Origin of the sequence: Streptomyces olindensis (assembly GCF_040645895.1) — a bacterium.
Taxonomy (GTDB): Bacteria; Actinomycetota; Actinomycetes; order Streptomycetales; family Streptomycetaceae; genus Streptomyces; species Streptomyces olindensis.
This window is the reverse complement of sequence record NZ_JBEYZD010000054.1, coordinates 12,453-25,125: the sequence shown is the minus strand read 5'-3', so window position 1 is coordinate 25,125 and position 12,673 is coordinate 12,453. Positions and strand designations below refer to the sequence as shown.

Genomic DNA, 12,673 nt, shown 5'->3' with positions numbered 1-12,673 from the left:
CGCGAAGGTCCGGCAAACCGTTTCACGGGCACGCCCTCCCGCCCCATAGGATTGGGCCAAACCACATTCACTCACCCCAGAGGATCGCTGCATGCCTGGCATCACGCGCGAGGAGGTCGCCCACCTCGCCCGGCTGGCGCGTCTGGAGCTGAAGCCCGAAGAGCTCGACCACTTCGCAGGCCAGCTGGACGACATCATCGGCGCGGTGGCCCGCGTCAGCGAGGTCGCCGACCAAGACGTACCGCCGACCTCGCACCCGCTCCCGCTGACGAACGTCATGCGCCCGGACGAGGTCCGTCCCTCGCTCACCCCCGAGCAGGCGCTCTCCGGCGCCCCGGCCCAGGAGCAGCAGCGTTTCAAGGTGCCGCAGATCCTGGGGGAGGACTAAGACCGTGACGGACATCATCAAGCTCACCGCCGCCGAGACCGCCGCGAAGATCGCCTCCGGCGAGCTCACGGCCGTCGAGGTCACCGAGGCCCACCTCGCCCGCATCGAGGCCGTCGACGAGAAGGTGCACGCCTTCCTGCACGTCGACCGCGAGGGCGCCCTCGCCCAGGCCCGCGCCGTCGACGAGAAGCGCGAGCGGGGCGAGAAGCTCGGCCCCCTCGCCGGCGTCCCCCTCGCGCTGAAGGACATCTTCACCACCGAGGGCGTGCCCACGACCGTCGGCTCGAAGATCCTCGAGGGCTGGATCCCGCCGTACGACGCCACGGTCACCCAGAAGCTGAAGGCCGCCGACGTCGTCATCCTCGGCAAGACCAACATGGACGAGTTCGCCATGGGGTCCTCCACCGAGAACAGCGCCTACGGCCCGACCGGCAACCCCTGGGACCTCACGAAGATCCCCGGCGGTTCCGGCGGTGGCTCCTCCGCCGCGCTCGCCTCCTTCCAGGCCCCGCTCGCCATCGGCACCGACACCGGCGGCTCCATCCGCCAGCCGGCCGCCGTCACCGGCACGGTCGGCGTGAAGCCGACGTACGGTGCCGTCTCGCGGTACGGCATGGTCGCCTTCTCCAGCTCACTCGACCAGGGCGGGCCCTGCGCCCGCACGGTCCTGGACGCGGCGCTGCTGCACGAGGTCATCGCCGGGCACGACCCGCTCGACTCCACCTCCATCGACGAGCCCGTCCCGCCGGTCGTCGAGGCCGCCCGCAACGGCAGCGTCGAGGGCATGCGCGTCGGCGTCGTCAAGCAGTTCCGCGGCGAGGGCTACCAGGCCGGCGTCATCCAGCGCTTCGACGAGTCCGTCGCGCTGCTGAAGGAACTGGGCGCCGAGATCGTCGAGCTGGACTGCCCGTCCTTCGACCTGGCGCTGTCGGCGTACTACCTGATCGCGCCGTCCGAGTGCTCCTCCAACCTCGCCCGCTTCGACGGCCTGCGCTACGGCCTGCGGACCGGCGACGACGGCACGCACTCCGCCGAGGAGGTCACCTCCCTCACCCGTGAGGCCGGCTTCGGCCCCGAGGTCAAGCGCCGCATCATGCTCGGCACGTACGCGCTCAGCTCCGGATACTACGACGCGTACTACGGCAGCGCCCAGAAGGTCCGCACGCTCATCAAGCAGGACTTCGACAAGGCGTTCGAGCAGGTCGACGTGATCGTCTCCCCGACGACCCCGACCACGGCCTTCGCGATCGGCGAGCGCGCCGACGACCCGATGGCGATGTACCTCGCCGACCTGTGCACCATCCCGACCAACCTGGCGGGCAACGCGGCCATGTCGCTGCCGTGCGGTCTCGCCCCGGAGGACAACCTCCCGGTCGGCCTGCAGATCATCGCCCCCGTCATGAAGGACGACCGCCTGTACAAGGTGGGAGCAGCCGTCGAGGCGGCCTTCGTGGAAAAGTGGGGCCACCCGCTGATCGAGGAGGCTCCGTCGCTGTGAGCGCACTGTCCAAGGCCAAGGGCTTCAAGAAGTCCAAGTCCGGTCTGTACGTCTCGATGGCCACGTCGGCGTTCGGCGCCGTCGGTGTCTACAAGCAGATCAAGAAGGCCCGCGGAGACAACGACACGCTGCGGCTGCTCGACGCCGTCGTGACCGGCGCCGCGGTCGTCACCAACCTGGCCATCCTCTACCGCGAGCTGAAGCGGCTGGGCGACGACGACGTCCTGCTGGGCTGAGAGGGAAGTACTCACCGTGACCACCACGACCGACCTGGTGTCGTACGAGGACGCACTCGCGTCGTACGACCCCGTCATGGGCCTCGAAGTCCATGTCGAACTCGGCACCAAGACCAAGATGTTCTGCGGCTGCTCGACCGCCCTCGGCCAGGAGGCCAACACGCAGACCTGCCCGGTCTGCCTCGGCCTGCCCGGCGCGCTCCCGGTCGTCAACGCGACCGGCGTCGAGTCCGCCATCAAGATCGGCCTCGCGCTGAACTGCGAGATCGCCGAGTGGTGCCGCTTCGCCCGGAAGAACTACTTCTATCCGGACATGCCGAAGAACTTCCAGACCTCCCAGTACGACGAGCCGATCGCCTTCAACGGCTACCTCGACGTGCAGCTGGAGGACGGCGAGACCTTCCGCGTGGAGATCGAGCGCGCCCACATGGAGGAGGACACCGGCAAGTCGACGCACGTCGGCGGCGCCACCGGCCGTATCCACGGCGCGTCCCACTCCCTGCTGGACTACAACCGCGCCGGCATCCCGCTCATCGAGATCGTCACCAAGCCGATCGAGGGCGCCGGTGAGCGTGCCCCCGAGGTCGCCCGGGCCTACGTCCGTGAGCTGCGCGAGCTCATCAAGGCGCTCGGCGTCTCCGAGGCCCGCATGGAGATGGGCCAGATGCGCTGCGACGTGAACCTGTCGCTGCGCCCGAACGGCACCGAGAAGTTCGGCACCCGCTCGGAGACGAAGAACGTCAACTCGCTCCGCTCGGTGGAGCGCGCGGCCCGCTTCGAGATCCAGCGGCACGCGGCCGTGCTGTCGTCCGGCGGCACGATCATCCAGGAGACCCGGCACTTCCACGAGGACACGGGGTCGACGACCTCGGGCCGTGTGAAGGAGGAGGCCGAGGACTACCGGTACTTCCCGGAGCCCGACCTCGTCCCGGTGGCCCCGTCCCGCGAGTGGGTCGAGGAGATCCGCGCCGGTCTGCCCGAGCTGCCGCTGGTCCGCCGCAACCGGCTCCGCGAGGAGTGGGGCGTTTCGGCCACCGACATGCAGGCGATCCTCAACGCCGGTGCGCTGGAGCCGATCGTCGCCACGATCGAGGCCGGGGCGGACGCCGCCTCCGCCCGCAAGTGGTGGATGGGCGAGCTGGCCCGCAGCGCCAACGAGTCGGGCAAGGCCCTCGACGAGCTGGCGATCACGCCGGCGCAGGTGGCCCGGGTCACCGAGCTCGTCACGAAGGGCGACCTGAACGACAAGCTGGCCCGGCAGGTCATCGAGGGCGTCCTCGCGGGCGAAGGCACCCCGGACGAGGTCGTCGACAAGCGCGGTCTGAAGGTCGTCTCCGACGAGGGCGCGCTGACGGCGGCCGTCGACGAGGCCATCGCCGGCAACCCGGGCGTCGCGGACAAGATCCGCGGCGGCAAGGTGGCCGCGGCCGGCGCCCTGGTCGGCGCGGTCATGAAGGCGACCCGGGGCCAGGCCGACGCGGCGCGCGTCAAGGAGCTGATCCTTCAGAAGCTGGGCGTCAGCGAGGGCTGATCCCCGCGGACCCGACAGAGGGGGGACGCACTGGAGTCGGTGCGTCCCCCTCGTCATTCACTCAGTGGCGACGCCCCACGACCCGGACGAAGCCCAGCGTGCCGCCCTGGTCGGCACGGAGCATCTCGGCGCAGTGGCCGGCCATCCGGATGTGGAACTCGTCCGTGTGCTCCTCGGCGACGACCTCGCACCAGCGCAGCCAGTCGCGCCAGCCGTCCTCCAGCCAGTCCGCGGTCTCGACCTCCACGACCCCGCTGCGGGTCCAGTGGCGGCGCCACCAGGCGGCGGTGTGGAAGGACCAGAACCCGGGCTCCCAGTACGGCTTGAGGTGCTCCGGCGGCTCGGCGCCGTCGATCTCCTCACGCAGTGCCGGTACGACGACGCCGATCCGCCCGCCCGGCTTCAGCAGCCGGGTCAGCGTGGGCAGATACAGGTCGTCGGTGCCGAAGTAGTGGTAGGCGTCGACGGAGACGATCGCGTCGAAGCCGTTCTCGCCGAACGGCAGGTCGTGCGCCTCGGCGAACACGGGCAGGACGCGGTCGGCGACGCCCGCCTCGGCGATGCGCCCGGCGTTCTCGTCGGGCTTGACCCACAGGTCGGCGGCGGTGACCTGGACGTCGTACTCCTTGGCCAGGAAGATCGACGTCATGGCGCGGCCGCAGCCCAGGTCGAGCACGCGGGAACCGGGGCTCAGGGTGTCGAGCCCCAGGGCGGGGGCCAGCCACTCCAGCAGCCACAGCGCGTGCGGGCCCATCTGGTTCTCGACGGTCCAGCGGGCGTCGTAGCCGTTGCTGCGCGGGTAGCCGGGGTGGCTCACACGGTCAGCGAGGGGGATGTTCGAGGTCCGGGAAGTGATGTCCGACATCGGTGAACGGGCTCCTTGAGTCCTTGAGGGAGAAAGGGGATGCGTCGGAGCTCGGACGGACCGTCAAACAATGCACCTGCTTCGGCCGGGCGGCGAGACGCCGCGGACATTCCTCGGACCAGCGGACGCTAACAGCCGGCCCCTCGGCCCCGCACCCGGTTTTTCCGCACCGACGCGCTACCGTCTCGGCCATGAGTGGACGCACTGATTCCGACACCGATCCAGAGATAGCGGACTCGGAGGCGACCGCCGCGCAGGACGACGACCTGGACGATGACCGGGACGACGATCTCGACGACGACCTGGACGACGACCGGGACGAAGACGAGCCGGACGATGCCGGTGATCCGCTGGAGGACGCCCGCAGGGCCCGCTGGACGGCGGTGGGCACCGGTGCCGCGCTGACCGTGGCCGGCCTGGCCGCGGCCCTGCTCCGTCTCACCCGCTCCGCACCCGCGCTGGTCCCGGCGGCGTACGCCACCGGCGCCGCGGTGTGCGCCGGCGCCGCCGTACTGGGCTCCCGGGGCCGCACCCGGCGGGCCCTGTGGCTGTTGATCGCCGGGGTGATGGTGATGGCGCTGGGGGACCAGTTCGACTGAGTGCGGCCGCTGTGAAGAAGCCCACGAAACCGACAAATGATCTCCAGAGCCTGCAAGAGTGATTTTCGCATTGCTCATGCGTTCTTTGCGGGCTGTTCAGTTCATGGACGACTGCTCCCGGTCAAAGATCCACCAAAAGTAACTCTGGGAGCACGTTTCGTGGCAGCCCTCGCACGCTGGTGTGTCCAACGCCGTCTGGTCACCGTTCTGCTCTGGCTCCTCGCCTTCGCGGGGGTCACCGCGGGCGCCGCCGTCGCCGGCACCACGTACTCGAACGACTACAAGGTCCCCGGGACGGAATCCGGCCGCGCCACCGAACTGCTGCACGAGGGTTTCCCGCAGCTCGGCGGCGACAGCGACACCGTCGTCTGGCACACCACGTCCGGGAGCGTCCGCGCCGCCGACGTCGAGCAGACGATGACCCGCACCCTGGACCGCATCGCGAACCTGCCCGGCGTCGCCTCCGTGACCAGCCCCTACGACGGTCCGGGCACGGGCCGCGTCAGCGAGGACGGCCGGACCGCCTACGCCACGGTCACCTTCGACGACCAGGCCCAGGACATCGACAAGGGCGAGGCGCAGGCCGTCGTCGACACCGCGAAGAGCGCCGAGACCGACGGCCTCCAGGTGGAGCTCGGCGGCAGCGCCGTCGGGCTGACCCAGTCCTCCGGCGGGCACCTCGCGGAGATCGTCGGCGTGGCCGTCGCGGCGGTCGTGCTGTTCCTCGCCTTCGGCTCGCTCGCCGCCTCCCTGCTGCCCATCGCCACCGCCCTGGTCGGCGTCGGCACCGCCTACGCCGGGATCGTGCTCCTCGGGCACGCCATGACGGTCGCCGACTTCGCGCCCATGCTCGGCATGCTGATCGGGCTCGGCGTCGGCATCGACTACGCGCTGTTCATCGTGACCAGACACCGGCGCGGCCTCAAACGCGGGCTGTCCGTCACCGAGGCGGCCACCAACGCCGTCGCGACCACGGGACGGGCGGTCGTCTTCGCGGGTGCCACCGTTTGCATCGCCCTGCTCGGCATGCTGATCCTGCGGCTCGGCTTCCTCAACGGCGTGGCGATCGCCGCCTCGCTCACCGTGATCCTGACGGTCGCGGCCTCCGTGACCCTGCTGCCCGCCCTGCTGTCCTTCATCGGCATGCGCGCGCTCAGCCGCCGCGAGCGCCGCCGGCTGGCGGAGCACGGGCCCGAGCCCGAGCTGCCCACCGGCTTCGCCGCCCGCTGGTCGGCCTTCGTGGAGCGCCACCCCAAGGTGCTCGGCGTGGTCGCCCTGGCCGTCATGGCCGTCCTCGCGCTGCCCACGCTCTCCCTGCACCTCGGCACCTCCGACCAGGGCAACGACCCCAGGACGGCCACCACGCGCCAGGCCTACGACCTGCTCGCCGACGGCTTCGGGCCCGGAGTCAACGGCCCGCTCACCCTCGTCACGAAGGTCGACGGGGCCGAGGACAAGCTCGCCCTGGACAACCTGGACGGCACGCTCCGCGCCACGGACGGCGTCGCCTCGGTGACCCCCGTGACGTTCGACTCCGGCGGCCACACCGCGTACCTGACCGTCGTGCCGGAGTCCTCCCCGCAGTCGAAGCAGACCAGCGACCTCGTCGACCGGCTGCGCGACGAGGTGCTGCCCCGCGCCGAGGCGGGCACCTCCCTCGACGTGCAGGTCGGCGGGGTGACGGCGGGCTACGACGACTTCGCCGACGTCATCGTCTCCAAGCTGCCCGTCTTCGTCGGGGTCGTGATCGGCCTGGGCTGTCTGCTGCTCCTGCTCGCCTTCCGGTCCATCGGCATCCCCCTGAAGGCCGCCGCGATGAACGTCGCCGCCGTGGCCTCCGCCTTCGGGGTGGTGGTCGCGATCTTCCAGTGGGGCTGGGGCAGCGAACTGCTCGGCCTCGGCAGCGCGGGACCGATCGAGCCCTTCCTGCCCGTGATCATGGTGTCGGTACTCTTCGGCCTCTCCATGGACTACCAGGTCTTCCTGGTCAGCCGGATGTACGAGGAGTGGCTGGAGACCGGCGACAACCGGCGGGCCGTCCGGGTCGGCCTCGCCGAGACCAGCCGGGTGATCAACTCGGCCGCGGTCATCATGATCTCCGTCTTCCTCGCCTTCGTGCTCAGCGGCGACCGCGTGATCGCCATGTTCGGCATCGCCCTCGCGGCGGCCGTCGCCCTGGACGCCTTCGTCCTGCGCACGCTCCTCGTCCCCGCCCTGATGCACCTGCTCGGCGGCGCCAACTGGTGGCTGCCCCGCTGGCTCGACAAGCGCATGCCGCGCATCAGCATCGAACCGCCCGAGAGCCGTGCCGCCCATGAGAGGCTGGCCGCCGCGACGGACGCCGAGGTGGCGGACGTCCTGGCGGAGGAGGAGCGGCAGCGGGATGTACGCGATATCCCTGGGTGACGACGCCGAACTGCGACCCCTGGAGCCCTGGCACGCCGGGGAGTTCCTGGCGCACCTGGAGCGGGGCCGGGAGTTCATCGGGCGGTACATCCCGTTCGGGACGACCGAGACCGACCTGCTCTCGGCCCGCGCGAAGCTCCAGCTGTACGCCGACATGCGGGCCGCCGACACGGGCTCCCTGCACGGGCTGTGGCTGGACGGCACGCTCGTGGGCGGGGTGCTCTTCCTGAACTTCGACGCGGCGAACGGAACCTGCGAGGTCGGCTGCTGGCTGGAGCCCGCCGGGACCGGCCGGGGCCTGGTCACACGGGCGATGCGGGTGCTGATCGACTGGGCGGTCGAGCAGCGCGGCATCCACCGCGTCGAGTGGGTCGCCGCCTCGGGCAACCAGCCGAGCCTGAACGTGGCGCGGCGGCTCGGCATGACCCGCGACGGTGTGCGGCGCGAGGCCCACCACTACGGTGGCCTACGGCACGATCTCGAAGTCTGGTCCGTGCTGGCGCCCGAGTGGCGTGAGGCACGCGCGCGTGCCGCTCACAACGATCATTAAGAGACTTCTCAGACAGCGACCCTACGGTGCGAGACATGGCAACGAACGCAGTGGACGAGACCGAGGCCACCGAGGCCACGACCGACGAGAAGGCGGTGGACACCACCAAGTCCGACGAGGCGCCCCGGACCGAGGCCCCGGCCGCGGTCCCGGAGACCGAGGCGACGGCCAAGGAGGAGAACTCCTACGGCGTCGGCCAGGGCGCCGGAGCCGTGGTCTCCGCCGCGCTGGGCGTCGTCTCGCTCACCGGCAGCTGGCTGGGGACGGTCGCCGCCGCGCGGCAGAACCTCATCGGCCAGCTGGAGACCGCGCAGAACGCGAGCGTGGCCAAGCAGATCCAGGCGGTCTACGGCGACGCCTGGCAGACCACGGCCCTGTGGGGCGGCCTGTTCGCCCTGATCGCCCTGGTCGTCGGCGTCGTGGTGCTGGCCCGGCCCGCCTTCGGCACGCCCGGCAGGATCCAGGCCCCCTGGATCAAGTCCGTCGCCTGGGCGGGTGTCGCGCTCGGCGTCATCGGCCTGTTCCTGGCCGTCCTGAAGTACACCGGCGTCCTGCTCGGACTGCCGTCCGCGAGCTGAGTCGGCGCAGGTCCTGAGGGGTCTTAGGCCTTCCGTGAGCACCTTACGGAGGTCCTGAGGCCCCTCACGCGTGTCTAAGGCCCCGCGCACCTCCCAAGATGCGGAACTCTCCCGATGTGGCCGACCCCCCTGGGAGACGAAGGTGGAGACATCGCGGAGAAGCCCCTCCGCGACCGGCCTCTCACCAAGGACACGCCATGTATGAATACGAGCTCCAGCAGATGCGCACCGCCGACCTGATCCGCCGGGCCGAGCACGAGCGCCTCGTCCGCGAGGCCACCCGGGCCCGCCGCGGCGCCCGCGGTGCGGCCGGCCACGGCTCCGCCGAGCACGAGAGCCATAGCCGCCGCTTCCGCAGGCCCAGGTTCGCCCGGGCAGCATGAGACCCGGGGCGGGGCCGGACGATACGGCGGCTGCCCGTACCGGGACGGGACCGGACGGTACCGCGGCTGCCCGTACCGGGGCGGTGCCCGCTGCCGCGGGTGCCCGTACCGGGACGGCGGCCGGCGCCGCGGCGATCCCCACGGCTTCGGCCGCCGGTACCGCGGCCGGGCCCAGGACGACCGCGGCCGGCGGCGTGGCCGCACCCAAGCCGACCGCGGCCGGCACCGCGGCCGTGCGTACCGGGCCCGCCGACGGTGCCCTGGCCGGGCGTACGGTTCCGGCCGCCGGTGCTCCGACCGGCCGTCTCGGGAAAACCGGTGCCGCGCTGTCAGAGACGCATGCGATGCTCGGGGCCGTGGAAACCAGGTCCGTCAGCCCCGTGTTCGTCGGCCGTGCCGAGGAGTTGGGCACGCTGAGCGACGCCCTCGTGCGCTCCTGCGGGGGAGAACCGCAGGCGCTGCTCATCGGCGGCGAGGCCGGAGTCGGCAAGACCCGCCTGGTCGAGGAGTTCGCCGCCGCCGCCCGCCGCCGGGGAGCCGTGGTCGCACTGGGCGGCTGCGTGGAGATCGGCGCCGACGGACTGCCCTTCGCCCCCTTCTCCACCGCCCTGCGCACACTGCGCCGCGAACTCCCCGGCGAACTGGCCGCCGCGGCCGCCGGCCAGGAGGAGGAACTGGCCCGGCTCCTGCCCGAGCTGGGCGACTCCGGCACCGGGTGGCACGACGAACACGGCATGGCCCGCCTCTTCGAGCTCACCGCCCGCCTGCTGGAGCGCGTCGCCGCCGAGCACACCGTCGTCCTCGCCCTGGAAGACCTGCACTGGGCCGACGCCTCCACCCGCCACCTGCTCTCCTACCTCGTCCGCACCCTGCGCACCGGCCGCCTCGTCGTCCTCGGCACCTACCGCTCCGACGACATCCACCGCCGCCACCCCCTCAGGCCCCTGCTCGCCGAACTCGACCGGCTCCGTACGATCCGCCGCCTCGAACTCGCCCGCTTCACCCGCGAGGAGGTGGGCCGCCAGGTCGCCGGCATCCTCGCCCACGAACCCGACCCGGACCAGGTCGACGCGATCTTCGAACGCTCCGACGGCAACGCCTTCTTCGTCGAGGAACTCGCCGTCGCCGCCGGCGAGGGCTGCCGCACGGGCCTGACCGACTCCCTGCGCGACCTGCTCCTCGTCCGCGTGGAGGGGCTGCCGGAGACCGCCCAGCAGGTCGCCCGGATCGTCGCCGAGGGCGGCTCCACCGTCGAGCACCGGCTGCTGGCCGCCGTCGCCGGGCTCGCCGAGGACGACCTCATCGAGGCGCTGCGGTCCGCCGTGAACGCCGGCATCCTCACCCCCGCGCCCGGCGGCGACGGCTACCGCTTCCGCCACTCCCTGGTCCGCGAGGCCGTCAGCGACGACCTGCTCCCCGGCGAGCGCTCCCGCCTCAACCGCCGTTGCGCCGAGGCGCTGGAGGCCGACCCGACGCTCGTCCCCGCCGACCAGCGGGCGACCCGTCTGGCCAGCTACTGGTTCCACGCCCACGACGCCGCCAAGGCCCTGCCCGCCGTCCTCGACGCCGCCGTCGAGGCCCGCCGCCGCCACGCCTACGCCGAGCAACTGCGGCTGCTGGAGCGGGCGATGGAACTGTGGGACGCCGCCCCCGACGACGTACGCCGGACCCTGCGCCCCGTCGACTACGCCGAGGCCTACCCGCCCTGCGGCTGCGACCCCGCGACCACCGCCCTGCGCCACCTGGACCTGCTGGCCGAGGCCGCCGTCGCCGGACGGCTCTGTGGGGAGCGCGAACGCGCCCTGAAGATCACCAAGCGGGCGCTGCGCCTGCTGGACGGCGCGGGCGACCCGCAGCGCACCGCCTGGTTCTGGATCCAGCGCTCCCGGCTGGTGCAGGGGCTCGCCCGCGGCGACGGCTGGCAGGAGATCGCCACCGCGCAGGACCTGGTCAGGGGACTGCCCCCGTCGGAGGTGCACGCCGAGGTGCTCGCCACGGCCGCCCACTGGTCGATGCTCCACGAACCCGGCCCCGAAGCCCTCACGGCCGCCGAGCGGGCCGTCGAGTACGCGTGCATGGTCGGCGCCGACGACATCCGGTCCCACGCCCGCCTCACCCTCGGCGGCCTCATGGTCGACGCCGGGCAGATCGAGGCCGGGCTCACGCACATGTACGAGGTCAGGGACGAGGTGGTCGCCCGGGGGCTCGTGTCGGTCGTGGGCCGCAGCCATGTCAACCTGCCCTCCGTCCTGGAAGGCGTCGGCCGCTCCGAGGAGGCCGTCGGCATCCTGCACGAGGGCCTGCGGCTCACGGAGAAGATGGGCCTGCGCGACTCCGAGGCCTGGATCTGGAGCAACCTCGCCGAATCCCTCATCTCCCTGGGCCGCTGGGACGACGCGGCCGAGGCCGCGGGCAACGCCCAGCGGCGCGGGCAGACGGCCGGCCCGCACGGATCCGGCGCCAACAGCCTGGCGTTCCTCGCGCTCGCCCGCGGGCGGGTCCCCGAGGCGGCCCGGTATCTCGCCGAGGGCCGCGCCGCCTACGGGCCGCACGATCCGATGCCCCAGCACGACCTGCCGATCTCCTGCCTCACGATCGCCGTCGCCGTCGCCGAGGGCCGCCTCGCCGACGCCCGCGCCGAACTGGCCCGCACCCTGGAGTCCGGCTTCCCGCCCGGCACCCAGCGCTACGCCTGGCCCCTGCTGCTCGAAGCGGCCACCGCCGAGGCCGACGCCCGCGCGCTGCCCGCCGCGCGCGACGGCCGCGAGGAGGTGCTGGACCGCCTCTTCGACGTGGTCAAGCGCCTCACCACGAACGCCCCCGTCTGGCTCGCCCACGAGCGGTGGGTCCGCGCCGAACTGCAGCGCGCGGAGGGCCGGAACACCCCGGGCACCTGGTCGGAGGTGGTCACCGCCTTCGAATCCCTGGAGCGGCCCTACGACCTCGCCCGCGTCCGGTACCGGCTGGCCGAGTCCCTGCTCGCGGAAGGCGGCGAGGACGAGCGCGACCGCGCCGCGGAGCTGCTCCGCCTCGCCCACGCCGTCGCCCGCCACCTCGGTGCCCGGCCGCTCGCCGACGCCGCCACCGCGCTCGCCCGGCGCGCCCGCCTGCCGCAGACCTCCACGGCGGAACCGGCCCTCGCCGCCGCCGACCCCGCCGAGGCCCTCGGCCTCACCAGCCGGGAACGGGACGTGCTGCGCCTGGTCGCCGCCGGTCACACCAACCGCCGGATAGCCGAGGAACTGTTCATCTCCCCGAAGACGGCGAGCGTGCACGTCTCCAACATCCTCGCCAAGCTCGGCGTCTCCGGCAGGGGCGAGGCGGCGGCGGTGGCGCACCGGCTGGGCCTTTTTCCGGCCGAATCGCTCACGTCCGGGCCGGCGGGCTGAGGCATACGCTGGAAGGGACGTCGCGAGCTGTCGCGGCCCAGGGAGGCTCCGTTGTTCAACGTCTTCGAGGAACTGTTCTCACCCGGCCGCAAGCACACCCGCGACGAGCAGAAGCGGCTGGAACTGACCCGGGAGGACGTCGGGGACGCCGATCCCGGGCGCGGCCCGATAGACCTGGCGTCCGGGAAGGTCGTCGTCCGCCCGCCGCACGAGGAGCCGGGAGCCCCCGAGGACTCCTGAGCCCGCCGTC

Annotated in this window: 12 protein-coding genes; 11 read left to right on the top strand and 1 reads right to left on the bottom strand. The window is 72.2% G+C overall.

Translation table 11 applies throughout. The annotated features are described in order from the left end of the window. Positions 1-91: 91 nt before the first annotated feature. Genes gatC through gatB form a run of 4 tightly spaced genes read left to right on the top strand, consistent with a single transcriptional unit; the run spans position 92 to position 3,653 of the window. Positions 92-388 carry an Asp-tRNA(Asn)/Glu-tRNA(Gln) amidotransferase subunit GatC gene (gene gatC, locus ABZ948_RS29040; protein ID WP_031117542.1) on the top strand — a complete coding sequence of 99 codons (297 nt, stop codon included), beginning with the start codon at positions 92-94 and terminating at the stop codon, positions 386-388. Between the two features lie 4 nt (positions 389-392). Continuing rightward, the gene (gatA, locus tag ABZ948_RS29035) at positions 393-1,886 is read left to right on the top strand and encodes an Asp-tRNA(Asn)/Glu-tRNA(Gln) amidotransferase subunit GatA (protein ID WP_359764368.1); all 1,494 of its coding nucleotides are present in this window, start codon (positions 393-395) and stop codon (positions 1,884-1,886) included. Continuing rightward, complete coding sequence (locus ABZ948_RS29030; protein WP_019329755.1) at positions 1,883-2,122, top strand: hypothetical protein; 240 nt, start codon at positions 1,883-1,885, stop codon at positions 2,120-2,122. Before gatA ends, ABZ948_RS29030 begins: the two co-directional genes overlap by 4 nt. Before the next feature lie 16 nt (positions 2,123-2,138). Beyond that, positions 2,139-3,653 (top strand): Asp-tRNA(Asn)/Glu-tRNA(Gln) amidotransferase subunit GatB, encoded by a 1,515-nt coding sequence (gene gatB, locus ABZ948_RS29025; protein ID WP_359764366.1) that lies wholly within the window; start codon positions 2,139-2,141, stop codon positions 3,651-3,653. 61 nt (positions 3,654-3,714) lie between these two features. Here gatB and ABZ948_RS29020 read toward each other — a convergent pair whose 3' ends face one another. Next, positions 3,715-4,518, bottom strand: coding sequence for an SAM-dependent methyltransferase (locus ABZ948_RS29020; protein WP_359764364.1), 804 nt, complete (start codon positions 4,516-4,518; stop codon positions 3,715-3,717). 191 nt (positions 4,519-4,709) lie between these two features. Here ABZ948_RS29020 and ABZ948_RS29015 point away from each other — a divergent pair, with 191 nt between their 5' ends. The 7 genes from ABZ948_RS29015 to ABZ948_RS28985 all read left to right on the top strand — a co-directional run bounded on the left by ABZ948_RS29015 (position 4,710) and on the right by ABZ948_RS28985 (position 12,663). After that, the gene (locus ABZ948_RS29015; RefSeq protein ID WP_359764362.1) at positions 4,710-5,117 is read left to right on the top strand and encodes a hypothetical protein; all 408 of its coding nucleotides are present in this window, start codon (positions 4,710-4,712) and stop codon (positions 5,115-5,117) included. A gap of 159 nt (positions 5,118-5,276) precedes the next feature. Continuing rightward, entirely contained in the window at positions 5,277-7,523 is a 2,247-nt protein-coding gene (locus ABZ948_RS29010; RefSeq protein WP_359764360.1) for an MMPL family transporter, read from the top strand. Then, a complete protein-coding gene (locus tag ABZ948_RS29005; protein WP_359764359.1) occupies positions 7,501-8,073 on the top strand; it encodes a GNAT family N-acetyltransferase in 573 nt (190 codons plus the stop codon). The genes ABZ948_RS29010 and ABZ948_RS29005 overlap by 23 nt, the downstream gene beginning before the upstream one ends. Positions 8,074-8,108: 35 nt before the next feature. Next, complete coding sequence (locus ABZ948_RS29000) at positions 8,109-8,651, top strand: hypothetical protein (protein WP_359764357.1); 543 nt, start codon at positions 8,109-8,111, stop codon at positions 8,649-8,651. Between the two features lie 197 nt (positions 8,652-8,848). After that, a complete protein-coding gene (locus ABZ948_RS28995) occupies positions 8,849-9,034 on the top strand; it encodes a hypothetical protein (RefSeq protein WP_359764355.1) in 186 nt (61 codons plus the stop codon). A 344-nt stretch (positions 9,035-9,378) separates the two neighbouring features. After that, positions 9,379-12,423 (top strand): helix-turn-helix transcriptional regulator, encoded by a 3,045-nt coding sequence (locus ABZ948_RS28990; protein ID WP_359764353.1) that lies wholly within the window; start codon positions 9,379-9,381, stop codon positions 12,421-12,423. 51 nt (positions 12,424-12,474) lie between these two features. Then, on the top strand, positions 12,475-12,663 hold the full coding sequence (locus tag ABZ948_RS28985) for a DUF6191 domain-containing protein (RefSeq protein WP_359764352.1): 189 nt from the start codon (positions 12,475-12,477) through the stop codon (positions 12,661-12,663). Positions 12,664-12,673 lie beyond the last annotated feature (10 nt).